Annotated in this window: 23 protein-coding genes; 7 read left to right on the top strand and 16 right to left on the bottom strand. The window is 61.8% G+C overall.

Translation table 11 applies throughout. The annotated features are described in order from the left end of the window. Positions 1–16 precede the first annotated feature (16 nt). From recJ to M0D68_RS06500, 4 genes are all read left to right on the top strand, one after another. Entirely contained in the window at positions 17–1,723 is a 1,707-nt protein-coding gene (recJ, locus tag M0D68_RS06515) for a single-stranded-DNA-specific exonuclease RecJ (protein ID WP_256455263.1), read from the top strand. Between the two features lie 151 nt (positions 1,724–1,874). Next, a protein-coding gene (gene prfB, locus M0D68_RS06510; protein ID WP_143131658.1) for a peptide chain release factor 2 occupies positions 1,875–2,979 on the top strand; the annotation gives its coding sequence in 2 pieces (ribosomal slippage) (positions 1,875–1,955 and positions 1,957–2,979; 1,104 coding nt in all). A gap of 132 nt (positions 2,980–3,111) precedes the next feature. Then, on the top strand, positions 3,112–4,638 hold the full coding sequence (lysS, locus tag M0D68_RS06505; RefSeq protein WP_093633657.1) for a lysine--tRNA ligase: 1,527 nt from the start codon (positions 3,112–3,114) through the stop codon (positions 4,636–4,638). Between the two features lie 318 nt (positions 4,639–4,956). Further along, complete coding sequence (locus M0D68_RS06500; RefSeq protein ID WP_200573953.1) at positions 4,957–5,676, top strand: glycine zipper 2TM domain-containing protein; 720 nt, start codon at positions 4,957–4,959, stop codon at positions 5,674–5,676. A 123-nt stretch (positions 5,677–5,799) separates the two neighbouring features. Here the strand turns inward: M0D68_RS06500 and iscX are convergent, their stop codons facing one another. The 10 genes from iscX to M0D68_RS06450 form a co-directional block, all read right to left on the bottom strand. Beyond that, positions 5,800–5,997: a Fe-S cluster assembly protein IscX gene (gene iscX / locus M0D68_RS06495; protein WP_007181290.1), complete on the bottom strand. Its 198-nt coding sequence runs from the start codon at positions 5,995–5,997 to the stop codon at positions 5,800–5,802. Positions 5,998–6,012: 15 nt separating this feature from the next. Further along, entirely contained in the window at positions 6,013–6,354 is a 342-nt protein-coding gene (fdx, locus tag M0D68_RS06490; protein ID WP_012433562.1) for an ISC system 2Fe-2S type ferredoxin, read from the bottom strand. 140 nt (positions 6,355–6,494) lie between these two features. Beyond that, positions 6,495–8,366: a Fe-S protein assembly chaperone HscA gene (gene hscA / locus M0D68_RS06485; protein ID WP_211701134.1), complete on the bottom strand. Its 1,872-nt coding sequence runs from the start codon at positions 8,364–8,366 to the stop codon at positions 6,495–6,497. 113 nt (positions 8,367–8,479) lie between these two features. Next, positions 8,480–9,007 (bottom strand): Fe-S protein assembly co-chaperone HscB, encoded by a 528-nt coding sequence (gene hscB, locus M0D68_RS06480; RefSeq protein ID WP_256455264.1) that lies wholly within the window; start codon positions 9,005–9,007, stop codon positions 8,480–8,482. Positions 9,008–9,195: 188 nt separating this feature from the next. Continuing rightward, a complete protein-coding gene (iscA, locus tag M0D68_RS06475; RefSeq protein WP_028199494.1) occupies positions 9,196–9,519 on the bottom strand; it encodes an iron-sulfur cluster assembly protein IscA in 324 nt (107 codons plus the stop codon). Between the two features lie 161 nt (positions 9,520–9,680). After that, on the bottom strand, positions 9,681–10,094 hold the full coding sequence (gene iscU / locus M0D68_RS06470) for a Fe-S cluster assembly scaffold IscU (RefSeq protein ID WP_093633555.1): 414 nt from the start codon (positions 10,092–10,094) through the stop codon (positions 9,681–9,683). Positions 10,095–10,166: 72 nt separating this feature from the next. After that, positions 10,167–11,390 carry an IscS subfamily cysteine desulfurase gene (locus M0D68_RS06465; protein ID WP_093633556.1) on the bottom strand — a complete coding sequence of 408 codons (1,224 nt, stop codon included), beginning with the start codon at positions 11,388–11,390 and terminating at the stop codon, positions 10,167–10,169. Positions 11,391–11,464: 74 nt separating this feature from the next. Next, positions 11,465–11,995 carry a Fe-S cluster assembly transcriptional regulator IscR gene (iscR, locus tag M0D68_RS06460; RefSeq protein ID WP_028199491.1) on the bottom strand — a complete coding sequence of 177 codons (531 nt, stop codon included), beginning with the start codon at positions 11,993–11,995 and terminating at the stop codon, positions 11,465–11,467. 141 nt (positions 11,996–12,136) lie between these two features. Then, on the bottom strand, positions 12,137–12,634 hold the full coding sequence (locus tag M0D68_RS06455) for a low molecular weight protein-tyrosine-phosphatase (protein ID WP_211706227.1): 498 nt from the start codon (positions 12,632–12,634) through the stop codon (positions 12,137–12,139). A gap of 119 nt (positions 12,635–12,753) precedes the next feature. Continuing rightward, positions 12,754–12,993, bottom strand: coding sequence for a hypothetical protein (locus M0D68_RS06450; protein WP_211706226.1), 240 nt, complete (start codon positions 12,991–12,993; stop codon positions 12,754–12,756). A gap of 274 nt (positions 12,994–13,267) precedes the next feature. On the opposite strand from M0D68_RS06450, the gene M0D68_RS06445 reads away from it, so the two are divergent. After that, complete coding sequence (locus tag M0D68_RS06445) at positions 13,268–13,819, top strand: hypothetical protein (protein ID WP_093633559.1); 552 nt, start codon at positions 13,268–13,270, stop codon at positions 13,817–13,819. 82 nt (positions 13,820–13,901) lie between these two features. On the opposite strand, the gene M0D68_RS06440 is transcribed toward M0D68_RS06445, so the two are convergent. Then, entirely contained in the window at positions 13,902–15,317 is a 1,416-nt protein-coding gene (locus tag M0D68_RS06440) for a lactate utilization protein B (RefSeq protein WP_266224023.1), read from the bottom strand. Positions 15,318–15,474: 157 nt separating this feature from the next. Continuing rightward, a complete protein-coding gene (locus M0D68_RS06435; protein ID WP_054038014.1) occupies positions 15,475–16,197 on the bottom strand; it encodes a (Fe-S)-binding protein in 723 nt (240 codons plus the stop codon). 180 nt (positions 16,198–16,377) lie between these two features. On the opposite strand from M0D68_RS06435, the gene M0D68_RS06430 reads away from it, so the two are divergent. Further along, the gene (locus M0D68_RS06430) at positions 16,378–17,184 is read left to right on the top strand and encodes an IclR family transcriptional regulator (RefSeq protein ID WP_093633562.1); all 807 of its coding nucleotides are present in this window, start codon (positions 16,378–16,380) and stop codon (positions 17,182–17,184) included. A gap of 105 nt (positions 17,185–17,289) precedes the next feature. Here M0D68_RS06430 and pbpG read toward each other — a convergent pair whose 3' ends face one another. Continuing rightward, complete coding sequence (gene pbpG / locus M0D68_RS06425; RefSeq protein ID WP_093633563.1) at positions 17,290–18,474, bottom strand: D-alanyl-D-alanine endopeptidase; 1,185 nt, start codon at positions 18,472–18,474, stop codon at positions 17,290–17,292. A gap of 779 nt (positions 18,475–19,253) precedes the next feature. Here pbpG and M0D68_RS06420 point away from each other — a divergent pair. Next, entirely contained in the window at positions 19,254–19,826 is a 573-nt protein-coding gene (locus M0D68_RS06420; RefSeq protein WP_054038013.1) for a phasin family protein, read from the top strand. A 322-nt stretch (positions 19,827–20,148) separates the two neighbouring features. On the opposite strand, the gene lpdA is transcribed toward M0D68_RS06420, so the two are convergent. From lpdA to aceE, 3 genes are all read right to left on the bottom strand, one after another. Next, entirely contained in the window at positions 20,149–21,924 is a 1,776-nt protein-coding gene (gene lpdA / locus M0D68_RS06415) for a dihydrolipoyl dehydrogenase (RefSeq protein WP_200617824.1), read from the bottom strand. A gap of 258 nt (positions 21,925–22,182) precedes the next feature. Beyond that, on the bottom strand, positions 22,183–23,829 hold the full coding sequence (gene aceF / locus M0D68_RS06410) for a dihydrolipoyllysine-residue acetyltransferase (protein WP_266224022.1): 1,647 nt from the start codon (positions 23,827–23,829) through the stop codon (positions 22,183–22,185). Between the two features lie 86 nt (positions 23,830–23,915). After that, complete coding sequence (gene aceE / locus M0D68_RS06405) at positions 23,916–26,612, bottom strand: pyruvate dehydrogenase (acetyl-transferring), homodimeric type (protein ID WP_266224021.1); 2,697 nt, start codon at positions 26,610–26,612, stop codon at positions 23,916–23,918. Between the last annotated feature and the right edge of the window lie 9 nt (positions 26,613–26,621).

The raw sequence follows: 26,621 nt of genomic DNA, 5'->3' as shown, positions 1-26,621 counted from the left end.
TCCACGGCCTCTCCGAATGACTCGAATCGTTACGCGCGCCTCGTCACCCGTCGACGCCGAAGTCCTCACCCGCCACGGCCTGCATCCGGTGCTGGCGCGCCTGTACGCCGCGCGCGGCGTGTGCATGCCCGATGAAATCGAAACCGGTCTCGCGCGGCTCGTGCCGCCCGCCGGGCTCAAAGGCTGCGAAGACGCCGCCGTGCTACTCGCCGATGCCATTCAGAACAAGCGCCGCATGCTGGTGGTCGCCGACTACGACTGCGACGGCGCCACCGCCTGCGCGGTCGCGGTGCGCGGCTTGCGCATGTTCGGCGGCCAGATCGAATATCTGGTGCCGAACCGCTTCGAATACGGCTATGGCCTCACGCCTGAGATCGTCGCGCTGGCCGCTCGCAGTGCATCGGGCAAGCCGGAACTGCTGATTACGGTCGATAACGGCATCGCCAGCGTCGACGGTGTGGAAGCGGCGAACGCGCTCGGCATCGACGTGCTCGTCACCGACCATCACCTCCCCGGCGACGAACTGCCGGCAGCCCGCGCCATCGTCAATCCGAACCAGCCGGGCTGCACGTTCCCGAGCAAATGCATCGCCGGCGTCGGCGTGATGTTTTATGTGCTGCTGGCATTGCGCGCGGAATTGCGCCGCCGCGGCGCCTTCAACGACGACTTCCCCGAGCCCCGTCTGGACGGCCTGCTCGATCTGGTCGCGCTCGGCACGGTGGCCGACGTGGTCAAGCTCGACGGCAATAACCGCGTGCTGGTCGCGCAAGGACTGCAGCGGATTCGCAAAGGCAAGATGCAGCCGGGCATCGCCGCCCTCTTTCGCGCCGCCGCGCGCGACGCCCGCAGCGCGTCGGGCTTCGACCTCGGTTTCGCGCTCGGGCCACGTCTGAATGCGGCCGGCCGCCTGTCGGACATGTCGCTCGGCATCGAGTGCCTGACCACCGACGACATCGGCCGCGCATGGGATCTCGCACAGCAGCTCGACACCATGAACCGCGAGCGCCGCGAAATCGAAGCCGGTATGCAGCAACAGGCGCTCGAAGACCTCTCGGCGATCGATCCTGAGGGCGCGACCACCATCACGCTGTTCAATCCGAGTTGGCACCAGGGCGTGATCGGCATCGTCGCCGGACGGTTGAAGGAGAAATTCCACCGGCCGTCGTTCACATTCGCGCTCGCCGACGATAGCGGCCTGCTCGTCAAAGGCTCGGGCCGTTCGATCTCGGGCTTCCATCTACGTGACGCGCTCGATCTGGTCTCGAAGCGCGAGCCGGGCCTGATCGTCAAATTCGGCGGCCACGCAATGGCCGCGGGTCTGACGATGGCCGCCGCCGACGTGCCGCGCTTCACCGCCGCGTTCGAGGCCGTGGGCCGCGAATGGCTCTCTGAAGAGGCGCTCTCGCGCACGGTCGAAACCGATGGCGAACTCGAAGACGCCTACTTCACGCCGCAATTCGTCGAAATGCTCGACGCCGCCGTATGGGGCCAGGGCTTCCCGGCGCCGGTGTTTTCCGGCGAATTCGACATTGCGTCGCAGGCGCTGGTGAAAGACAAGCATCTGAAGCTGCAACTGGTGCGCGGTCGCCAGCGCTTCAACGCGATCTGGTTCAATCACACCGATACGCTGCCGGCACGCACCATCGTCGCCTACAGGCTCGCCAGCGACACGTGGAATGGCGTGTCGCGAGTGCAATTGATCGTCGAGCACGCGGCGAGTTAGCACGTTGCTCGAGATGCCCGCAGGATGCGCAGCAGCGTCGAAAATCACCGCAAAATCAACCCCAAACCCGCGCCGGATCGCTCAAGAGCCTCCGGCGCGGGGCGCCGATCGGCTATAATTTCCCCTTTTTACGAAGCTATAAAAGATCGACATGGAAGCGGAACGTCTCAACGCGATCGAAGCCTCACTGGCGGACCTGCGCACGCGCGCAGACTCGCTACGGGGGTATCTTTGACTACGACGACAAGGCATTACGTCTGATCGAAGTCAACCGGGAACTCGAAGACCCGGACGTCTGGAACGACTCGAAGCACGCCCAGGCCCTCGGCCGGGAAAAAAAGCTGCTCGACGACACCGTCGGCAAACTCACGTCACTCGATAACGACTTGCGCGACGCGCAGGACCTGTTCGATATGGCCCGCGAAGAAGGCGACGAGGAAACCCTCCTCGCCTGCGAATCAGACGCGCAAGGCATTGAACAACGTGTCGCCGACATGGAATTCCGCCGGATGTTCGCGAATCCGGCCGACCCGAACAACGCCTTCCTCGACATTCAAGCCGGCGCCGGCGGCACCGAAGCGTGCGACTGGGCGTCCATGCTGCTGCGCCAGTACCTGCGCTACTGCGAGCGCAAGGGCTTCAAGACCGAAGTGCTGGAACAGACCGAAGGCGACGTCGCGGGCATCAAGAACGCCACGATCAAGATCGAAGGCGAATACGCGTACGGCTTTCTGCGCACCGAAACCGGCGTGCACCGCCTCGTGCGCAAGTCGCCGTTCGATTCGTCGGGCGGCCGCCACACGTCGTTCTCGTCGGTGTTCGTGTATCCGGAAATCGACGATTCGATCGAAGTCGACATCAACCCGGCCGATCTGCGCATCGACACGTACCGCGCGTCCGGCGCGGGCGGTCAGCACATCAACAAGACCGATTCGGCCGTGCGGATTACGCACATGCCGTCGGGCATCGTCGTGCAGTGCCAGAACGACCGTTCACAGCACCGTAACCGCGCCGAAGCCATGGCCATGCTGAAATCGCGCCTGTACGAAGCGGAAATCCGCAAACGTCAGGCCGAGCAGGACAAGCTCGAAGCCGGCAAGACCGATGTGGGCTGGGGTCACCAGATCCGCTCGTACGTGCTGGACAACAGCCGTATCAAGGATCTGCGCACAAACGTCGAAATCAGCAATACCAAGAGCGTGCTCGACGGCGACCTCGATCCGTTCATCAGCGCCAGCCTGAAACAGGGCGTCTAAGCGCAACCGGCGCGGCATGCCTGACATCGCCGCGCCGTATCCTTGCATCTTTGTTATAGCGCCTGAGGTTTTTACTGACTGGCCACCCGCATGCGGACCATCCTGGTGCGGGCCACCGAATACCAAACCATCATGACCGAACCGACCCAGCCTAATGCCGCGCCCGAGGGCGACGACAACAAGATCATGGCCGAGCGCCGCGAAAAGCTGCGCGAACTGCGTGAGCAAGGCGTCGCCTATCCGAACGATTTCCGCCCCACGCATCACGCCGAAGATCTGCAAGCGAAATACGCCGAGATCGACAAGGAAGCGCTCGAAGCGAATCCCCTCGAAGTCGCGATCGCCGGCCGCATGATGCTCAAGCGCGTGATGGGCAAGGCGAGCTTCGCAACCGTGCGTGACGGTTCGGGTCAGATCCAGTTCTTCATCACGCCCGCCGACGTCGGTCAGGAAACGTACGACGCCTTCAAGAAGTGGGACATGGGCGACATCGTCGCGGCGCGCGGCGTGCTGTTCCGCACCAACAAGGGCGAACTCTCGGTGCGTTGCACCGAACTGCGTTTGCTGTCGAAGTCGCTGCGTCCGCTGCCGGACAAGTTCCATGGCCTCGCCGACCAGGAAATGAAGTACCGCCAGCGCTACGTCGACCTGATCGTCACGCCGGAAACGCGCAAGACCTTCGTCGCACGCACCAAGGCGATGTCGTCGATCCGCAAGTTCATGGCGGACGCCGACTTCATGGAAGTCGAAACGCCGATGCTGCACCCGATTCCGGGCGGCGCCGCGGCCAAGCCGTTCACCACGCACCACAACGCGCTCGACATGCAGATGTTCCTGCGCATCGCGCCGGAACTGTATCTGAAGCGCCTCGTGGTCGGCGGCTTCGAGCGCGTGTTCGAGATCAACCGTAACTTCCGCAATGAGGGCGTGTCGGTCCGCCACAATCCGGAATTCACGATGATCGAGTTCTACGCGGCGTACACCGATTACAAGTGGATCATGGACTTCACCGAGCAGCTGATCCGTCAGGCGGCGGTCGATGCACTCGGCAGCGCGACGATCAGCTACCAGGGTCGTGAGCTCGATCTGGCCAAGCCCTTCCATCGCTTGACGATCAGCCAGGCGATCCAGAAGTACGCGCCGCAGTACACGGACGCGCAACTCGGCGACGACGCATTCCTGCGCACGGAACTGAAGAAGTTCGGCGTCGATGCTTCGCAGCCGCAGTTCCTGAACGCAGGCGTGGGCGCGTTGCAACTGGCGCTGTTCGAAGAGACCGCCGAGTCGCAATTGTGGGAGCCGACTTTCATCATCGACTATCCGATCGAAGTGTCGCCGCTGGCACGCGCGTCGGACAAGTTCGATGGCATCACCGAGCGTTTCGAGCTGTTCATCACGGGCCGTGAAATCGCCAACGGTTTCTCGGAGCTGAACGATCCGGAAGACCAGGCCGCCCGCTTCAAGAAGCAGGTCGACCAGAAAGACGCCGGCGACGAAGAAGCGATGTTCTACGACGCCGACTACATCCGCGCGCTGGAGTACGGCATGCCGCCGGCTGGCGGTTGCGGCATCGGCATCGACCGTCTGGTCATGATGCTGACCGACAGCCCGAGCATTCGCGACGTGATTCTGTTCCCGCATCTGCGCCGCGAAGACTGATCGTTGCGTGGTTCGTAAAAGAAAAACGCCCGGCTTGATGTCGGGCGTTTTTTCTTGCGGTGCGTGAAAAACACTGGCAGCCGAAAGCTGACAGTTTGTAACCATCGGTAAAAAGCGCATATTCCCCGCTGGGCCGGGGTTTTCTTAAGTTGCTGCGGACCCGCAAGGAATCAGGCGCCCCGCTGCGCTGCGCGCGCTTTGACGCGAAAGCGCTGCGATGATTGCCCGGAAATGGTTACAAATTGAAACCCTTGCGGGATCGATTTGCCCGACACTCAGTCTCAATAACAGTCGACTCTGCTCCAGACGGAGGCCAATATGGATAATCCAGATACCAAGCCCACGCAACAACGTCGTCTTCACCCGCTCGTCGCTACTGCTGCGGGCGCAGTGATCATCGCAAGTCTTGCCGCGACAGCGGCCGTCACGGGCCTGTTCCCGAAGGCGTCAAGCAGCGGCTCGCAAACCGATCAGACCCAGGCGGCGCAAGTGAGCACCCAACCGGGCGTGGTCGATTCGGCGGCGCCGGCAAATCCGGCCGCTCAACAGGCAGCCGCGCAGGCCGAAGCGCAACAGCAGGCAGCGCAGCAACAGGCGCCTCAACGCGCTCCGGCGCCGACACAGCAGCAACAACAGTACGCTCAACAGCAACAGGCACAGCCGGCACCGCAGTACGCCCAGCAACAGCCGTCGCAACCGGCCTACTGCTCGACCTGCGGCACGGTCGAAGGCATCTCGGCGGTCCGTCAGGAAGGCCATGGCACGGGTATCGGTGCGGTCGGCGGCGCCGTGGCCGGCGGCGTAGTCGGCAACCAGTTCGGCAGCGGCAACGGCCGTACCGCGATGACGGTGCTGGGCGCACTCGGTGGCGGCCTGGCCGGTAACTCGGTCGAAAAGCACATCCGCAGCACGACGTCCTATTCGGTGCGGGTGCGGATGGAAAGCGGCAAGACGCGCTACTTCACGTATCACGAAGCGCCGCCGTTCCAGCAAGGCCAGCGCGTGCGAGTCGAAAACGGCACGCTCGTGGCAAGCTGACCACCTGAAGATTCTCCAGGCGTTAAAAAAGGCGATTCCAATGGAATCGCCTTTTTCTTTGCCGCAGCCGGAGCGGAATCAATCGCGCCCCGCCGCCACGGAACCACCGAGCATACTGCCCGCTCAGTAATCCGCGTCTTCGATCCATGCAGCCTGAATCGCTTCGAGGATCTTTTCGTTCGACCGGTTAGGATCGTCGTCGAAACCTTCCAGCTCGGTGACCCAACGGTGCAAATCAGTGAAGCGCACCTGCTGCGGATCGATGTCCTGGTGCTTGTCAGTCAGGGCCATCGCGATGTCTTGCGTATCGGTCCACTTCATGGCTGCATCCTCCAGTTAGTGATTTTCCTTCGCGTGATTGATCGAGTAGCGCGGGATCTCGACAACCAGATCCTGCTCGGCCGGCACCATCGCCTGGCACGACAGACGCGAGGCCGGTTCGAGCCCCCACGCCTTGTCCAGCAGATCGTCCTCGTCTTCCTCGGACGGCGTCAAGGCGGCGAAACCCTCACGCACGATCACGTGACAAGTCGTACACGCGCAGGACTTCTCGCACGCGTGCTCGATTTCGATGCCGTGCTCGAGCAGATTGTCGCAGATGCTCTTGCCGGGCACGGCATCGATCACCGCGCCTTCCGGGCACAGTTCGACGTGGGGCAGCACAACGATTTGAGGCATACATTTTCCGTTTGGGTCTGCGGCACGGCGGCCGCAAACAGGCTCCGTACCATTTTACTGGCGCCACGCGGACTTTTTAAGTCCGTGCGGCGCGGTTCATTGCCGGCTGGCGCGCATCGCGCGGCCACGCCACAAGACGCTCAGATCTCGTCGAGCTTGCGGCCGGCCAGCGCGCGGCGAATGCCCTTGTTCATGCGGCGGGCGGCGAATTCGTCGGTGCCTTCGGCGAGCGTTTTGGTCGCGGCTTCGATTGCGTCGGCGTCGTCGCTTCCGGCGATGTTGCGTAATGCGGTGAGCAGCGTGTCGAGTTCGGCACGTTCGCTGTCGTCGAGCAATTCGGCGTCGGCAGCCAGGGCCGCGTCGGTGGCTTCGACGAGCCGGCGTGCTTCGACTTGCGCTTCGCGCAGCGCGCGAGCACGCATGTCGACTTCGGCGGTCGAGAAGCTTTCTTCGAGCATGCGGGCGATGTCGTCGTCGGCGAGGCCGTAGGACGGCTTGACCACCACCGACGCTTCCACGCCCGAGCCCTGCTCACGTGCGAACACGGACAGCAGGCCGTCCGCGTCGACCTGATATGTGACGCGAATCCGCGCCGCACCGGCGGCCATCGGCGGAATGCCGCGCAGTTCGAAACGCGCGAGCGAACGGCAATCGCTGACGAGCTCGCGCTCGCCTTGCACGACGTGGATCGCCATGGCCGTCTGGCCGTCCTTGAAGGTCGTGAAATCCTGCGCGCGAGCGACCGGAATCGTCGAATTGCGCGGGATGATCTTCTCGGTCAAACCGCCCATCGTTTCGACGCCCAGCGACAGCGGAATCACGTCGAGCAGCAGCCAATCGTCGCCGTCGGCGCCACGGTTGCCCGCGAGCAGATCGGCCTGGATCGCCGCGCCGAGCGCGACGACCTGATCCGGGTCCAGGTTGATCAATGGCGGCTGGCCGAAGAACGACTCGACCGCGCGGCGAATCACCGGCATGCGCGTCGCGCCGCCGACCAGCACCACGCCTTTGATGTCCTTGGTCGCCACTTTGGCGTCGCGCAGTGCTTTCTTCGTCGGCCCAAGCGTGCGTTGAACCAGCGCCTGAGTGATGGCCTCGAAAGTGGCCTCGTCGACCGTCAGATCGATCTGGGTGCCGTTCGACAGCGTTGCCTGTACCTTCGCATTCGGCGCGTCGGACAACGCCTCCTTGGTCACGCGTACGCTGTCGAGCAGCAGGCGGACGTCTTCCGGTGCGAGCGTTTGCGGCGCGATGCCCGCCTGCTCCAGCACGTGGCGATACAGGGCATGGTCGAAATCGTCGCCGCCGAGCGCGGAGTCGCCGCCCGCCGCGAGCACTTCGAACACACCTTTGGTGAGCTTCAGAATCGACAGATCGAAGGTGCCGCCGCCGAGGTCGTAGACCGCGTAGAGACCTTCGGAACCGTTATCGAGGCCGTAGGCGATCGCGGCCGCAGTCGGCTCGTTCAGCAGACGCAGTACGTTCAGGCCAGCGAGACGCGCGGCGTCTTTGGTCGCCTGGCGCTGCGCTTCGTCGAAATACGCAGGCACAGTAATCACTGCGCCGACCAGTTCGTCGCCCAGCGTATCTTCGGCACGCTGACGCAGCGTCGCAAGAATTTCCGCCGAGACTTCGACCGGGCTCTTCACGCCGTCGACGGTACGGATCTGCACCATGCCGGGTGCATCGATGAAATCGTACGGCGCGTTCTCGGCGCCTTCTACTTCCGCCTTGCCGCGGCCCATGAAGCGCTTGACGGACACGATCGTGTTGCGCGGATCGGTCGCGGCCTCGGCCTTGGCCGTGCGGCCGATGCGGCGGCCGCCCTTTTCCAGGTAACGCACCACCGACGGCAGCAGCGCATAGCCGTCTTCGTCGGGCAGCACGTCCGGCACGCCGCTGCGCACGGCGGCAACGAGGGAATTGGTGGTGCCGAGATCGATACCGACCGCCAGACGCCGCTGATGGGGCGCCGGCGCCATGCCGGGTTCAGAGATTTGCAGTAGGGCCATCTGGATCTTCTCGGAGCCGCTTGGCCCCGTCCTGAATTTTTGCGTTGCTGGATGTATTGCTACGGCTGTTATCGCTGCGTATTCATGCGCGGCGGCACCGGGCCGCCTAACCGCTAGTTCTCGAGCCGCTCGATCTGCGTGCCGATTTCCGACGCCACCCGCTCGATGAACATCAACTGCCGCACTGCCTCGCCCGCCGCCTGATTCGCGCCGCTGTCGAGCAGCGTGCCGAGCTTGTCGAAACGCATGCGCTCTTCGTCGCGCAGTTCGGTCAGCAAGGCGTCGAGCGCGTCGACGTTCTTCGCCGCGGCCGCGTCTTCAATGCCTTCGCGCCACTCCATCTGCTGCATCAGGAACGCCGGCTCCATCGCCGTGTTGTCATGCGCGCCGACGTCGATGCCGCGCAGGTGCAACAGATAGGTCGCGCGCTTCAACGGATCGCGCAGCGTCTGATATGCCTCGTTGGTGCGCGTCGCCCATTGCATCGCGATGCGCTTTTGCGCGTCGCCGGCCGCCGCGAAGCGGTCCGGATGCACTTGCGCCTGCACCGTGCGGTAGGCGTGATCGAGTGCCGCCGCGTCGAGCGCGAATTGCGCCGGCAGATCGAACAGGTCGAAGTGGCTGTCGTTCAGCGAGGCCATCGGATAAAAGGAGTCCGTTCAGGAAAGCGCACCGGAGTGCAGGCTAAAAACGCGGATCGAAAGCGCTGTGGAGACTCGCCGGCGGATTCAGCGACCAAGTCAGCCGAAAAAACCAACCCGGATGCGCGGATGAAACTAAAAAGGCGGCACGCGCCGCCTTTGATCCGCTGCACGCGGAGTGAGCCGATTTACACGCGGAACGATTCGCCGCAACCGCACTCGTCCTTCACGTTCGGGTTGTTGAACTTGAAGCCTTCGTTCAACCCTTCGCGTGCGAAGTCGAGTTCGGTACCGTCGATATAAGCGAGGCTCTTCGGGTCAACAATGATCTTCACGCCGTTGCAGTCGAACACTTCGTCTTCGGGCGCGAGTTCATCCACGTACTCGAGCTTGTAGGCCAAACCCGAGCATCCCGTGGTGCGCACGCCTACGCGCAGCCCGACACCCTTGCCGCGGCGAGTCAGATACTTCTGGACGTGCTGTGCTGCCTTTTCGGTCAACGTAATTGCCATAGCGTTTCTCATTGCGCCGCGCGTGTTCGTCACTCCTGTGCCTACTGACGCGCTGCTACCCTGCCTGCTTCAAATATCGCTCATGCCGGACGGTGTTTTTTGCTCGCACCGTCCGCTTCGACTTACCCAAATGCGCACTCTAACGAGCACCCACTCGCCGCTTACGCGTGTTGCTTGTCGCTTTCGACGACTGCTTCACCGTGACGTTGCTTGTAGTCGGCGACCGCTGCCTTGATCGCGTCTTCCGCGAGGATCGAGCAGTGGATCTTCACCGGCGGCAGCGCCAGTTCTTCGGCGATCTGCGTGTTCTTGATCGACATTGCCTGATCAAGCGTCTTGCCCTTCACCCATTCGGTGACGAGCGAGCTCGACGCAATCGCCGAACCGCAGCCGTACGTCTTGAACTTCGCGTCTTCAATGATGCCGTCCGCGCCCACGCGGATCTGCAACTTCATCACGTCGCCGCATGCCGGCGCGCCAACCATGCCGGTGCCGACTGCATCGTCGTCCTTCGCGAAGGAACCAACGTTGCGCGGGTTTTCGTAGTGGTCCAGAACCTTGTCGCTATAAGCCATGATGACACTCCTTGATCCGTTTCAACCTGCAATTTGCAATTCGATAAATTCGACGTCGTCCAAACTGGCGCGTCAGTGCGCTGCCCACTGGATGGTCGAAATATCGATCCCGTCCTTGTGCATTTCCCATAGCGGCGACAAGTCGCGCAGCTTCGAAATCTTGGTCTTCAGCAGGTTGATCACGTAATCCACATCCTGCTCAGTCGTGAAGCGGCCCACCGTGAAGCGGATCGAGCTGTGCGCCAGTTCGTCGTTACGGCCCAGTGCGCGCAGCACATACGACGGTTCCAGCGAAGCCGACGTACACGCCGAACCCGACGACACCGCCACGTCCTTCACCGCCATGATCAGCGATTCGCCTTCGACGAAATTGAAGCTGATGTTCAGGTTGTGCGGCACACGCTTTTCCATGTCGCCGTTCACATACGTTTCTTCCATCTCCGACAGGCCGGCCAGCAGACGGTCGCGCAGCATGCGGATGCGCTCGTTTTCCGTTGCCATTTCTTCACGCGCGATACGGAACGCTTCGCCCATACCGACGATCTGGTGCGTAGCCAGCGTGCCCGAACGCATGCCGCGCTCGTGACCGCCACCGTGCATCTGCGCTTCGATACGGATACGCGGCTTGCGACGCACGTACAGCGCGCCAATACCCTTCGGACCATACGTCTTGTGCGCCGAGAACGACATCAGGTCGACCTTCAGCTTTTGCAGATCGATCGCGATCTTGCCGGTGGCTTGCGCCGCGTCGACGTGGAAAATGATGCCCTTTTCACGGGTGATCTCGCCGATCGCCTCGATGTCCTGGACCACGCCGATCTCGTTGTTCACCGACATGACAGACACCAGAATCGTGTCCGGGCGCAGCGCGGCTTTAAACTTTTCGAGGTCGATCAGGCCGTCGTCCTTCACGTCCAGATACGTGACTTCGAAGCCTTCGCGCTCGAGTTCGCGGCAGGTGTCGAGCACAGCCTTGTGCTCGGTCTTCACCGTGATGATGTGCTTGCCCTTGCTCTTGTAGAAGTGCGCCGCACCCTTGATCGCGAGGTTGTCCGATTCCGTTGCGCCCGAGGTCCAGATGATCTCGCGCGGATCGGCATTCACCAGTGCGGCGACGTTCTCGCGCGCTTCTTCGACCGCGCGCTCCGCGGCCCAGCCATACGAGTGGCTACGCGACGCGGGGTTGCCGAACTGCTCGCGCAGGTACGGAATCATCTTGTCCACCACGCGCGGATCGATCGGCGTCGTCGCGCTGTAGTCCATGTAAATGGGCAGGTGGAGAGTGTCGTTGTTCATCAATTGCTCCGGGGACGTCATTGCTCTGGCTTCTGGTTTCCTGATCAGGCTGCGGTGCGTTCAGATTGCCGCGCCTAGGAACCGGCCATGTTGAAAACTGAATTAGGCCCTTTCGGCACGACGCGTGCGGGTTCGACCGCCGGCGCCTCGTTGCGCCGGTCGCGCAACACCGCCGGCGCACCTTCGCGCGAACGCTGCTGATCGACCAGATCTTTCAGGGACACCGAATCGAGGTACTCGACCATTTTCTGGTTCAGCGTGGACCACAATTCATGCGTCATGCAGTGGCCATCGTGCTGTTTGGTGCCCTCGCACGAGCCCTTGCCGCCGCATTGGGTGGCATCGAGCGGCTCGTCGACCGCGATGATGATGTCGGCGACGGTCACGTCTTCAGCACGGCGGGCCAGATTGTAGCCGCCGCCCGGTCCGCGCACGGACTCGACGATTTCGTGACGACGCAGCTTGCCAAACAGCTGCTCGAGATAGGACAGGGAGATATGTTGGCGCTGGCTGATACCCGCAAGCGTCACCGGGCCCTGCTCCTGGCGCAGTGCCAGGTCAATCATCGCCGTGACGGCGAAACGGCCTTTCGTGGTGAGTCTCATATGTGTGGGAACCGCAATTCTCGACAAGTTTGGTCAAGTATAAATACATGACTGAATTAGTCAAGTATCCCTATCGTGATTTGGGTCATTTGCTTAATTGCTGGATAAGCCGGTCCAGACTTCGGCGATGACCCGCCAGTCTTACGTGATCAATTGGGGACGCAACGCTGCGATCAGTCCACGGCAGGCTGCTTCGCATTGATCCAGTACCTGTTCGAAGCCTTCGGCGCCACCGAAATAAGGGTCGACGACTTCGCGGGCGCCGCCCCAACGGCCGTCCGTCTCAGGCACGAATTCCATCAACAGACGGATTTTGTCGCGCTGCTCCGCCGGGCAGATCTGGCGCAGCGCGGCGACGTTTTTGTCGTCCATTGCGATCAGCAGATCGAAGCGCTCGAAGTCGGCTGCCGCGACCTGGCGGCCGCGCAAGGCGGCCAACTCATAACCCCGCTGTTCGGCCGCATGCTGCGCGCGGTCGTCAGGCGGTTGGCCGATGTGCCAGTCGCCCGTGCCGGCGGAATCGATCAGAATGCGCTCCGTCAACTTCGCCTCGTCGACCAGACGGCGCATCACGCCTTCCGCGGTCGGCGAACGGCAGATGTTCCCCAGGCAGACAAAGCAGACGGACACGGTTTTCATCAGAGGCTTTCGGACGCTCAACGCCCGCGGATCGGCAGTTAGGAAACGGTGGCGCGATTATACAAAGGTCGACCAGATCGCGCCGGAGGCTACGCGCGCTCAGGACGCCGCTAAGACGCTTACGACGCTTCAGCCGCCGGCATTGCCGTGACAGCGTGCATGGGTTTGGCCGGCAACGTCGTCGTGTTGTCGACCATGCCGTACGAGACGGCGCGCGCCAGTTCCGCGGTCAGTTGGTCAGCGGCGAGCGGAGCCTGCGAGGCGCGCGAAGCCGCGTCGCCGGAAATGTGCAGATAGGCTGCCGCAGCAAGCGGCACAACGATGGCGAGGGGCCAGTACACCGATATTGTCTTTTTCATGATGTGGTTTCTTCCGATTAGGGGCTCGTGAGTTCGTGACCCACTATGCCCAGTCGAAATGCTATAGGAATTTACAATCGGGAAAAACCTACTGGCGCGAGATACAGCGTTGCGCTGGATGGAACAGTCCATTAACTGGCCTGTCTCTGCCGCTACGACGCTGACCTGCGTCATGGCATGAAAAAGAAATCCTTACAAACGAATACAAAGCTGGTGCGACGCTTAGCGATAATAGCTGTCTTACAGATATGAAATCTTCGCACTGGTCGTTCCAATGAAACGTATTGCTCCACTCGCCGGTTTGATGGTCGCTGCTGCGTTGCTAGCCGGCTGCGCGGTCTATCCGGACGGCTCGCCGATGGCCGGCTACGGCGGCGGTTACAGCGGCTATGACGGTTACGATGGCTATGCCACCGGCGTGCCGGTTGTGCCGCAGACCAACGTCTACATGGGCTACAGCAATTATGGGGGCCCCGGTTACTACGATGGGCCCGGCCGCTATTACGGGCCCGGGCCCGGCTATCGGGGCTACCCGGGTTATCCGGACCGCGGGCGGCCGAATAACGGCAACGATGGAAACAACAACCGGGGAGATAACGGCTGGCATGGTCAGCCGAACGGCGGCGGGCAGCATGGGGGGCCGCCCCCTCAAGGTGCGGTTGGCGGGCCGAGAGGACCGAGTGGATCGAATGCTCCGCGGCCGGGAGCAGGCAACCCACCGCCGCCTCCGCCACAACAGGCAGGCAACAACGGTAGTCGCGGCAATGGCGGGAATTCGCAGGCCAGAAGCAATAACGGTCGCCAGCCAGGGATGACGGACCATTGATCCGGCGGGGCGCGACGCGGGCGTAGTCTCGCGTCGCGCTTCCTGTATGAGCCGCGCAAAACCTCAACGCTGCGCTGCTCGCTCAACCAATATGGCTGCGTTGCGCGGCGTACAACTCTCTGAACGTCCGGCCGACCGGCGCCGGCATATCCCGCGTGTTGGTCCAGCCCGCTCCACCCAGCGGCAACCTGGCAATCGAACGATTTCGCCCGCCCATTCTTTCCAGCACGCGAACCGCCAGCCTGGTGAAGAGCGCATAAGCGTCCGGGTGCAATGCGAGGAAGCCCCACACTGCGAACCCTGCCCGCTCGCGCCATGGTCGCAGATGCCGCTCGACCTGCTTCTCGCGCAGCTTGCGCAGCAGATCGGACAACGGAATGCCTACCGGACACACGCTGTTGCACTCGCCGCACAACGTCGCCGCCTGAGGCAGATCCAGTGCCTTGTCGATCCCGACGTAGCTCGGCGTCAGCACTGACCCCATCGGCCCCGGATAAACCCAGCCGTAGGCGTGACCGCCCACCTTCTGATACACCGGGCAGTGATTCATGCATGCGCCGCAACGGATACAGCGCAGCATGTCCTGGAAGTCGCCGCCGATCAGCCCCGTGCGCCCGCCGTCGACCAGCACCACGTACATATGCTCGGGGCCGTCCTGATCGCCGGCGCCGCGCGGCCCGGTCAGCACGGAGAAATAGTTGGACGTCGCCTGACCGGTTGCCGAGCGCGGCAGCAAACGCATTGCAGTCGCGAGATCTTCCAGCGTGGGCAACACCTTTTCGATGCCGGTCACCGCCACATGCACGCGTGGCATCACCGTGCACATGCCCTCGTTGCCCTCGTTCGTGACCAGCACAACCGAACCCGTCTCCGCCACCACGAAGTTGCCGCCGGTCACGCCCATGTCCGCGGTCATGAAGTGCGGACGCAGCATCTCGCGCGCTTCGCGGGTCATGTCGGTGATCTCGGTCAGACGCGGCCGGCCATGCGTCTTCGCGAACAGGTCGGCGATCTCGTCCTTATCCTTATGGACGACCGGCGCGATGATGTGGCTGGGCGGCTCGTTGTCGTTGATCTGGAGAATGTATTCGCCCAGATCGGTTTCGATCGATTGCACGCCCATCTGCCCGAGCACTTCGTTCAGGCGCATTTCCTCGGTGACCATCGACTTGGTCTTGATCACCTTCTTCACCTCGTGCCGGCGCGCAATATCGCCGACAAGGCGCGCGGCCTCCTGCGTCGTCTCGGCGAACAGGACCGTGACGCCGCGCCGGGTCGCTTCACGTTCGAAGGTTTCAAGCCAGACGTCGAGATTTTCCAGCGCGCGATTGCGGCGCTCCTTCAGCGCTGCGCGGGTGGCGGGGAAATCGATCGCGGTCATGGCCGCGGCGCGGGCGGACACGAACTTGGTCGACAGCTTGGTCAGGTTCTGCTGCAGACGCTGGTCGGCGAGTTTCTGGCCCGCACGGGCCTTGAAATGCATCGATTGGACTTGCATGGCGGCCTTGAGCGTATTCGAGTGAAAGCGCGAATGAAAAGCGCAAGTGAAATGCGCTGTTGAAATGCGCGAGCGAAAAGCGAATCAAATGAACGAGTGAAGCGCGCGAAATGGCGTGTACCGAATCAACTGCGCGTTCTGGATGCTGCGACGATCGTTACGCGTCGCCGGCCAGCACCTGGGCGATGTGCAGCACGCGTGTAGCGGTATCGCCGGTGCGTCGCAAGCGGCCTTCAATATTCAGCATGCAGCCGAGGTCGCCGAGCACCACCGTGCCGGCGCCGCTCGCGCCGATATTCGCGCATTTCTCATCGACGATTGCCGTGGAGATGTCGCCGTACTTGATCGCGAAGGTGCCGCCGAAGCCGCAGCAATGCTCGCAATCCTTCATTTCAGTCACCGCCACGCCCACCTGCGCCAGCAGCGCGCGCGGCTGCGTTTTGACACCCAGTTCGCGGAGCCCCGAACAGGAATCGTGGTACGTCACCTGGCCCGCGAACTCACCGGGTTGCAATTGCACCTTGGCCACGTTGACAAGGAAATCAGTCAACTCGAACACTTTGGCGCGCAAGCGGCCGAAGCGGTTCATCAACTCCGGATCGTCGGCAAACAGGTCGCCGTAATGCGCGCGGATCATCCCGCCGCACGAACCGGACGGCACCACGACATAGTCGAACTGTTCGAATTCACGCAGGGTTTTCTCGGCCAGATCGCGCGCGATGCGCCGCTCACCCGAGTTGTACGCGGGCTGCCCGCAACAGGTCTGCGCGGGCGGCACCACCACCTCGAAACCGGCGCCTTCGATCAGCTTGATGACCGAAAAACCGATCTCCGGGCGCATCAGGTCGATCAGGCAGGTAACGAACAATCCGACTCGCATGAGCCCTCCTTCGGGAAAACGTCCCTGATTATCCGCTGTTTGCCGCACAATACCAACGGCCGGAAGGCATAAGACGAATGCCACGTTAAATTGGAATAGACGTTCCAACTGCTTTCCATCTTTTCACAATACGGGATACAATCAATTTCCGCTGTTTGACGCGTCAACCGATTCCTCCCCATGAGCGATACGAACCCGGATCCCAAAACTTCGATCCAGGTGATCGAACGCATGATGCGCTTGCTCGATGCACTCGCTGCGCATAGCGACCCGGTCAGCCTGAAAGAACTCGCCATCCGCACGGAGCTGCACCCGTCCACCGCGCACCGCATCCTGAACGACATGGTGATGTGCCGGCTGGTCGACCGGTCGGATCCCGGCACTTACCGTCTCGGTATGCGCCTGCTCGAACTGGGCAATCTGGTGAAGGCGCGGCTCTCGGTACGCGACGCGGCACTCACGCCGATGCGCGAACTGCACCGTCAAACCGGGCAGACCGTGAACCTGTCGGTGCGCCAGGGCGATGAGATCGTCTATATAGAACGCGCCTATTCCGAGCGTTCCGGCATGCAGGTCGTGCGGGCGATTGGCGGGCGGGCGCCGCTGCATCTGACCTCGGTGGGCAAGCTCTTCCTCGCCGCGGACGAATCGACCCGCGTGCGCGCCTACGCCACGCGGACCGGGCTTTCCGGCCACACGCAGAACAGCATCACCGATCTGACCAAGCTCGAACGTGAGTTGTCGCACGTGCGCCAGCAGGCCTGCGCGCGCGATAACGAAGAACTGGAACTGGGCGTGCGCTGCATCGCAGCGGGGATTTACGACGACACCGGCAAACTGGTCGCGGGCCTGTCGCTTTCGGCCCCGGCGGATCGCTTGCAGGACTCGTGGTTGGGGCAGCTCAGCCAAACGGCGCTGTTGATTTCCGCGTCGCTGGGTTATCGCCCTCAGACGCCGCAGGAGCATACGCATCCCCAGCACGCATAAGCGGGTGATCACGCGTCCTCCTCCGACGTAATAAAAAAGCCTCGCTTCTGCGAGGCTTTTTTTCTGGCCGGTTCAAAACCGGCCGCCAGAGCACGCTAGCGCGCTTCAGGTACCCGAGCCGCCGGCATCCGCACTGGTGATGCGCGGCTGATCGCCACCGTTGTCGAGCCACGTACGCAGACGCGTCGCGTCCGCAAAGCGCGAGTACTTACCCGACGAATCGAGCAGCACGATGATCATCGGACGGCCGTGAATGGTCGCCTGCATCACGAGGCACTCGCCCGCTTCGTTGATGAACCCGGTCTTTTGCAGACCGATGTCCCACGTCGGATTACGCACCAGTGCATTCGTGCTGTTGTACGCCAGCGAACGCTTGCCGGTGTACACCTCGTAGCTGTGGTCGGTCGAGAACTTGCGGATCATCGGATACTGATACGCCGCGTTGACCATCTTCACGAGGTCGCGCGCGCTCGAAACGTTCTGGCTCGTCAAACCCGTGGGGTTTTCAAAGTGCGTGTCGGTCATGCCGAGCTGCTTGGCCTTCGCGTTCATTGCCGCGAGGAACGCCGGACGGCCGCCCGGGAAGTAGCGCGACAGCGCGGCGGCGGCACGGTTTTCCGAGGCCATCAGCGCGATGTGCAGCATGTCTTCACGCGAGAGCACCGAGCCCACCGACAGACGCGAACCGGTGTTCTTCTCGTAATCGCGGTCTTCGTCGGTGACTTCGATCTGGTCGGTCATCGGCTCTTTCGAGTCGAGCACCACCATCGAGGTCATCAGCTTGGTGATCGACGCGATCGGCACCACGGCGCGCGAATTCTTGTCGAACAGCGATTCGCCGGTGTTCTGATCGATCACATAGGCGACGCTCGAACGCAGCATCAGCGCGTCCGGCGTGTCGTGCAGACCGAAAGCCTGGCCGACGGTAGGCGGACGCGGTTCGTACGCGACGCGGCGCATCACCGAGTGGTGACGACCGTTCGACGAGTACGTCACGCGCTTGCGCTTGACGCTCGCGCGCGGCGCGTCGTCATCTGCAGCGGCCACGGTCTTCGCAGCGGCGCCTTTGGCGGCCTTCTTGCTCGACACTTTGTCAGCCGGGGCCGCGGCGGGCTTTTTGGCCGCTTTCGCGTGTTTGGAGGTTTTTGCCGTGGTGGCGGGCGTGGCGGCAAAAGTGCTGACAGGCGTGGCGAACGCCGCTGCGATGACCATGGAGACGGCCACCGACAGAGCGGTGCTGCGAGCCGCGCCGTGGATCACTTTTAGCGACGAAAACATGTCGGTTTTCATGGGTGTTCAGTAGGGAGCGGCAAGAGGTTTCCGCAAGTGTAGTAAAACAACGAAAAATTAGCAATTTGAAGCACTTATACGCGCTCCTTAAACCGGCTTGTAAGCTCCGATCGCAAAAACACAAATAAGTGCCACGTTCCGATCGAAAAAAACGATCGCCAACGCGCTTCGCCTCGCCTTTGCCGCCAAATGCCGGAATCGTACCGATTCTTTCAGCATAACGGCAATTTCGAGACAACCTTGATCAGGGGAAATACGGTCAGAGCGCAGGCACGTAAAGCCTTGCCGGCACGCCGGGACGTCGAGCGAGTCCTGCCGCAGGCTGTTAAACACCTGCTGGAGACCGCCAACGCGCATTCGACCGGCATAGAGCATTAACGTTCCGTGACACTTTCTGGTTTACATCGGGAAGAGCAATCGACGGGTTTTTTGTCAAACGCCGATTTGCCATTCCACCCGCACCGGGTCGCATCGCGCGGTCAAAATCCCTCCTGAAATCGGTAACAAATGCGGATTTGTTCTGCACCAGCGCGGTGCGAAGGACAAATCAACCTGCGTCAAACGAATGTCATGCCCACCGCATAAGGTATTGTTTTATCAGTAATTTCTTAATATTGTGCGACGCACAAAAAACACTTGACATTCGTTAACACCATCCTAAAATGGGAACCATTGCTGCGATGCACAAAACATCGCGGTCCGGGGAGACGAGCTGAGAGCGTCTCGCCACCAACCCAATGCGGTCCGCACAGACAGACCGCGATCCAGGAGCGTAAACCATGACTCTGCTGACCCCTGAGCAATTCGCTGCAGCCCAGAAAGCCAACTTTGAAACGCTGTTCGGCCTGACGACCAAAGCATTTGAAGGCGTCGAAAAGCTGGTTGAACTGAACCTGCAAGTCGTGAAATCGACGCTCGCGGAAAGCCAGGAAAATGCCCAACGCGCCCTGTCGGTGAAGGACGCGCAGGAACTGCTGGCACTGCAAGCTAGCCTCGCACAACCGGTGGCTGAAAAGGCGCTGTCGTACGGCCGTCACGTGTATGAGATCGTTTCGGCAACGCAAGGTGAGTTCACCCGCGTCGCAGAAGCCCAATTCGAAGAGCAAAACCGCAAGGTCCAGTCGCTCGTCGAAAACGTTGCGAAGAATGCCCCGGCCGGTTCGGAAACCGCTGTCGCCGTGCTGAAGTCGGCAATCACCGCCGCCAACACCACGTACGAAACGGTCCACAAGGCAACCAAGCAAGCTGTCGAAATCGCTGAAAGCAACTTCAATGCAGCCGCAACGGCCGCATCGAAGGCAGCATCGCAAGCCGCTGCACAAGCATCGCGCTCGGCAAAGAAGGCAGTCTAAGTTTCAAGCCGCACATCACGCCGGCCCCGCCTCATGGCAGGGCCGGCGCGATTGCAGCAACAACATGCAAGCAACTGCGTCGTGCCGTTGCCGCTCACACAGTTTCATCTGGCCGAACGCTCCGATACGTTGAATGACGTATCGTTTGCCCGGCGAAAGGCCGGGATTTTTTTTCCCGCTGCCTGAGATGCGCGGCGCATGTTGCCAAACGCTCTACGCTGCTTGCTGCATAAAAAACGGCGCGCCCTTTGCGGGGCGCGCCGTTTTTTTTGCCTCTGCTTTTTCGACCCCGCCTGTCTGCATGCAGGCGGGGGCAGCAGCATTATTTCTTTTTCTGCGGCGGCAAGTCGGTGCAGACGCCTTCGTACAACTCGGCGGCCATACCGATCGATTCACCGAGCGTCGGGTGCGGGTGAATCGTCTTACCGATATCCGTTGCGTCCGCACCCATCTCGACTGCGAGACACACTTCGCTGATCAGGTCGCCGGCGTTCAAACCGACAATCCCGCCGCCGATCACGCGATGCGTTTCTTCGTCGAACAACAGCTTGGTGAAGCCTTCGTCGCGACCGTTGGCGATAGCGCGGCCCGAGGCTGCCCACGGGAACACCGCCTTGCCGTACTTGACGCCCTCGGCCTTCAGCTGATCTTCCGTCTTGCCGGCCCACGCCACTTCAGGATCGGTGTAGGCCACTGACGGAATCTGCAGTGCATCGAAGTACGCCTTCTCGCCATGAGCGACTTCCGCAGCGACGTGAGCTTCATGCACGGCTTTGTGCGCGAGCATCGGCTGACCGACGATATCGCCGATCGCGAAGATATGCGGCACGTTGGTGCGCATCTGCTTGTCGACGTCGATGAAACCTCGGTCCGTCACGGCCACGCCTGCCTTGTCCGCGCCGATCTTCTTGCCATTCGGCGTACGGCCGACAGCGACCAGCACGAGGTCATAGCGTTGCGCTTCGGCCGGGGCCTTTTCACCTTCGAACGACACGTAGATGCCGTCGTCTTTCGCTTCCGCTGCGGTGGTTTTGGTCTTCAGCATGACGTTGGCAAAACGCTTGCTGTTGTACTTCTCCCAGACCTTGACCAGATCGCGGTCCGCGCCGGCCATCAGGCCGTCGAGCATTTCGACCACATCGATCTTTGCGCCGAGCGTGGCGTAGACCGTCGCCATTTCCAGGCCGATGATGCCGCCACCGATCACCAGCATGCGTTGCGGAATCTGACGCAACTCCAGCGCGCCGGTCGAATCGACCACGCGCGGATCTTCCGGAATGAACGGCAGCTTCACCGCTTCCGAGCCCGCGGCGATGATCGCCTGCTTGAACTTGACGACCTTCTTGCCGCCGTCCGTCACGACTTCCATGTGATACGGATCGACGAACGAGCCGGTACCCGTCACGACTTCGACCTTGCGCATCTTGGCCATGCCGGCGAGACCGCCAGTGAGCTTCTTGACGACGCCCGACTTGAAGTCGCGCAGCTTGTCGAGATCGATTTGCGGCTTGCCGAACGTGATGCCATGCGAGCCGAGCGCTTCCGCTTCATCGATAACAAGGGCCGTGTGCAACAGCGCCTTCGACGGGATACAACCGACATTCAGACAGACGCCGCCGAGCGTGGAATAACGTTCGACGAGCACCGTCTTCATGCCGAGATCGGCCGAGCGGAACGCAGCCGAGTAACCGCCGGGGCCCGAACCAAGCACGAGCATGTCGCACTCGATATCCGCGCTGCCGGAGAAGCTACCGGCTTGCGGCGCGGGCGCTGCCGCTTTGGACGCAGGCGCCGGCGCCGGTGCAGGCGCTGCTGCCGGAGCGGGCGCTTTCTCAGGCGCCTTAGCCGGTGCTGCGTCTGCGGACGTTTCGACTAGCGCGATGACCGTACCTTGCGAGACTTTGTCGCCGGCCTTGATGCGTACTTCCTTGACGGTGCCGGCGGTATCGCTTGGCACTTCGATGGAGGCCTTATCGGACTCGAGCGTCATCAGCGCCTGCTCGTTCTCGATGACATCGCCCGGTTTGATATTGACTTCGACGACATCGACGTCCTTGAAGTCACCGATATCCGGCACTTTTACTTCGACGAGACTCATAGTGTCCCCTTCTCTTATTGATCGTGATGAGGGAAGAACCAAAAAAAAGCAGCCTAAAAGCAGGCACCGCGGCGGACAGCAACTTCCTTTGCTGTCCGCCCAAGGACGCGCCTTTCTTTTGCCTACTTTTCTTTGGAAGACAAAGAAAAGTAGGTGCCGCCCCGCACAGGGGCAACGCTAATAGACCACTAAGAAAGCAGGTTCTACAGAGAGACGCGGATAAACAAAAAAACCGCGCCCCGCGCAACCATCACCACATCAAAGAATCACACGCCGAAAATCGGCAAGAATCGCACCCAGATACGCATTGAACCGCGCCGCCGCAGCACCATCAATCACCCGATGGTCATACGACAACGACAGCGGCAGAATCAGACGCGGCACAAACTGCTTGCCATCCCAAACCGGCTTCATCGCGCCACGCGACAACCCGAGAATGGCAACTTCCGGCGCATTGATAATCGGCGTGAAGTTAGTCCCGCCAATCCCACCCAGCGAAGAAATCGAGAAGCAGCCGCCTTGCATCTGATCCGGCTTCAGCTTGCCGTCACGCGCAGCCTTCGACAGCTCGGTCATTTCCTTCGCGATATCGATCAAGCCCTTCTTGTCCGCGTCGCGAATCACCGGAACGACCAGGCCGTTCGGCGTATCGGCAGCAAACCCAATGTGGTAGTACTGCTTGAACACCAGGTTGTCGCCGTCGAGGCTCGCATTGAACGTCGGGAACTGCTTCAAGGCAGCAACCACCGCCTTGATCACGAACGCCAGCATCGTGAACTTCACGCCGGCCTTTTCGTTTTCCTTGTTCAACTGCACGCGCAGCGCTTCGAGATCGGTGATGTCCGCTTCGTCGTTATTCGTGACGTGCGGAATCATGACCCAGTTGCGATGCAGGTTCGCGCCCGAGATCTTCTTGATGCGCGACAACGGCTTCGGATCGACCGGGCCGAACTTGGTGAAGTCGACCTTCGGCCACGGCAGCAGATTCAATTCGCCGCCACCCGCAGCAGCCGGTGCAGCACCGCCTGCCGGTGCAGCGCGTTGCCCCGTCATCACACCCTTGATGAAGCCGGTCACGTCCGCTTGCGTAATACGGCCCTTCGGACCCGTGCCCTGCACCTGCGTCACGTCGACACCGAGTTCGCGCGCGAACTTGCGCACGGACGGCGAAGCGTGGCTCGCGCGGCGAGCACCACCCTCGCCAGCCTGGATCAGCGGCGCTTGTGCAAGCGCAGACGGCGAAGCCGGCGCAGGCGAAGGAGCAACCGGCGCATCCGACGGCTTCTCGAGCGCTTCCTGCTTCGCCGCAGGTGCGGCAGCCGCAGCCGGCGCAGCAGCACCATCCGCTTCCAGCACGACGATGACCGAGCCTTCCGACACGGTATCGCCGACCTTGACCTTCAGTTCCTTGACGACACCGGCGGCCGAGCTCGGCACGTCCATGGTCGCCTTGTCGGATTCGAGCGTCACCAGCGACTGCTCTTTCTCGACGCGATCGCCGACCTTCACCGAGACTTCGATCACGGGAATGTCTTTGTAGTCGCCGATATCCGGCACTTTGACTTCCTGCAGGCCACCGCCGGCCGCAGCGGGCGCCGGTGCCGGCGCAGCAGCCGGAGCCGGTGCAGCGGCAGGCGCCGGAGCCGGTGCGGCAGCCGCCGCGCCCGCGCCTTCCAGCACGACGATCAGCGAGCCTTCCGACACGTTATCGCCAACCTTGACCTTCACTTCCTTGACGACGCCGGCAGCCGAGCTCGGCACGTCCATGGTCGCCTTGTCGGACTCCAGCGTAACGAGCGATTGCTCTTTCTCGACGGTGTCACCCGCCTTCACCAGCACCTCGATTACAGGAATGTCCTTGTAATCGCCGATGTCCGGCACCTTGACTTCGATCGCTTGACTCATTGTTAGTGTCTCCTGGGCCGCGCACGCCGCCCGCTCCTGTCGATCAGGAGCAGGCGCGCACGCCGTGGCACACGGGGAATGATGCCTTAGACGGTCATCGGGTTGGGTTTGGCGGGATCAAGGTTGTACTTCTTGAGCGCCTCGGCGACGACCTTGCGTTCGATCGTGCCTTCATCTGCCAGTGCATTCAACGCGGCAACCGTGACCCAGTAGCGGTCGACTTCGAAGAAGTGACGCAGCTTTTCGCGCGTGTCCGAACGGCCGTAGCCATCCGTGCCCAGCACGACGAACTTCTGCGGCACGAACGCGCGGATCTGCTCGGTCAGCGCGCGCACGTAGTCGGTCGAAGCGATGACCGGACCTTGTGCGTCCTTCAGCAGCCTCTCGACGTGCGAGACCTTCTTCTCTTCCGTCGGATGCAGCAGGTTCCAACGCTGCACTTCGTGACCTTCACGAGCGAGTTCGGTGAAGCTCGGCACGCTCCACAGGTCGGCAGCGACGCCCCAGTCGTTCTTCAGCAGGTCAGCAGCGGCAATCACTTCGTTGAAGATCGTGCCTGCGCCCATCAGCTGAACGCGCGGTGCCTTCTTATCAGCATCGGCCTTCCTGAACGAGTACATACCCTTGATGATGTCGGCCGCTACAGCATCGCCCTGCGGAATCGCTGGGTGCTCGTAGTTTTCGTTCATCACCGTGATGTAGTAGTACACGTCTTCCTGGTCAGCAACCATGCGACGCAGACCGTCCTGCATGATGACCGCGAGTTCGTAACCGAACGTCGGGTCGTAGCTGATGCAGTTCGGCACCGATGCCGCCCACAGCAGCGAGTGGCCGTCTTCGTGTTGCAGACCTTCGCCGTTCAGCGTCGTGCGGCCGGCCGTGCCGCCCAGCAGGAAGCCGCGCGAACGCATGTCGCCCGCCGCCCATGCCAGGTCGCCGATACGCTGGAAGCCGAACATCGAGTAGAAGATGTAGAACGGGATCATGATCTCGCCGTGCGTCGAGTACGACGTCGCGGCTGCGATCCAGTCACACATACCGCCGGCTTCGTTGATCCCTTCCTGCAGGATCTGGCCGGTTTCCGATTCGCGGTAGAACATCAGCTGGTCGGAATCTTCCGGCACGTACTTCTGGCCTTCCTGATTCCAGATACCGATCTGACGGAACAGGCCTTCCATACCGAAGGTACGCGACTCGTCCGGCACGATCGGCACGATGCGCTTACCGAGCGCCTTGTCTTTCAGCAGGATGTTCAGGATCCGCACGAACGCCATCGTCGTGGAGATCTCGCGGCCTTCGCCCGTGCCCTTCAGCAGCGGCTCGAACGCGTCGAGCGCCGGCACCGGCAGCGACTCGGCCTTCTGACGACGCGCCGGCAGATAGCCGCCGAGGTCCTGACGGCGAGCGCGCATGTACTCGAGTTCCTTCGAACCTTCTTCGAACTTGAGGTACGGCACGTTGACGAGGTCTTCGTCGGGAATCGGCAGACGGAACTGATCGCGGAATTTCTTCAGCTGATCGACGTGCAGCTTCTTCTGCTGGTGGGTGATGTTCATCGCCTGGCCGGCTTCGCCCATGCCGTAGCCCTTGATCGTCTTCGCGAGGATGACGGTCGGCTGGCCCTGCGAGTTCGAAGCTTCCGAGAACGCTGCGTAGATCTTGTGCGGGTCGTGGCCGCCGCGGTTCAGGTTCCAGATTTCTTCGTCGGACCACTCGGCAACCAGCGCCTTCAGTTCAGGCGTATTGAAGAAGTGTTCGCGAACATACGCGCCCGACTCCGACTTGTACGTCTGATATTCGCCGTCGACGACTTCCATCATCCGGCGCATCAGCGCGCCCGACTTGTCGCGTTGGAACAGCGCATCCCAGCGGCTGCCCCAGACGACCTTGATGACGTTCCAGCCGGCGCCGCGGAATTCGCTTTCGAGTTCCTGGATGATCTTGCCGTTACCGCGCACCGGACCGTCGAGGCGCTGCAGGTTGCAGTTGATCACGAACACGAGGTTGTCGAGGCGTTCGCGACCGGCCATGCCGATTGCGCCGAGCGATTCCGGTTCATCCGTTTCGCCGTCGCCGAGGAAGGCCCAGACCTTGCGGCCTTCGGTCTTCGCAATGCCGCGCGCCTGCAGGTACTTCATGAAGCGCGCCTGATAGATCGCCATGATCGGGCCGAGGCCCATCGAGACGGTCGGGAATTGCCAGAAATCCGGCATCAGCCACGGGTGCGGGTACGACGAGATGCCCTCGCCGCCCACTTCCTGACGGAAGTTGTCGAGCTGGTTCTCGGTCAGACGGCCGAGCAGGAACGCGCGCGAGTAGACACCCGGCGACGAATGACCCTGCACGAACACGAGGTCACCGCCATGTTCAGCGGACGGTGCGTGCCAGAAGTGGTTGTAGCCAACGTCGTACAGCGTGGCGGCCGACGCGAACGAGGCGATGTGGCCACCGACGTTCGTATCCTTGCCCGCGCGCAGCACCATGGCGATGGCGTTCCAGCGCGTGTACGAGCGAATCCGGTGCTCGAGGTCCTGGTCGCCGGGAATCGGCGCCTGACGCGACACGGGAATCGTATTGATGTAGGGGGTGTTTGCAGAGAACGGGAGATGTTCGCCATGTACGCGGGCGAATTCGATCTGTTTCTCGATCAGGTAGTGAGCGCGATCGGGGCCCACAGCAGAAATCACGCCATCCAGCGCTTCCAGCCATTCGCCGGTTTCCTGGGGATCGTCGTCTTTTTCGGCAGCGACATATTTCATGACTTCGTCGGGTACAGCGGACATGCTCGTCTC

This window comes from Paraburkholderia sp. SEWSISQ10-3 4, assembly GCF_030464785.1.
GTDB classification, from domain to species: Bacteria; Pseudomonadota; Gammaproteobacteria; order Burkholderiales; family Burkholderiaceae; genus Paraburkholderia; species Paraburkholderia aspalathi.
This window is presented reverse-complemented; position numbering and strand designations above follow the sequence as displayed.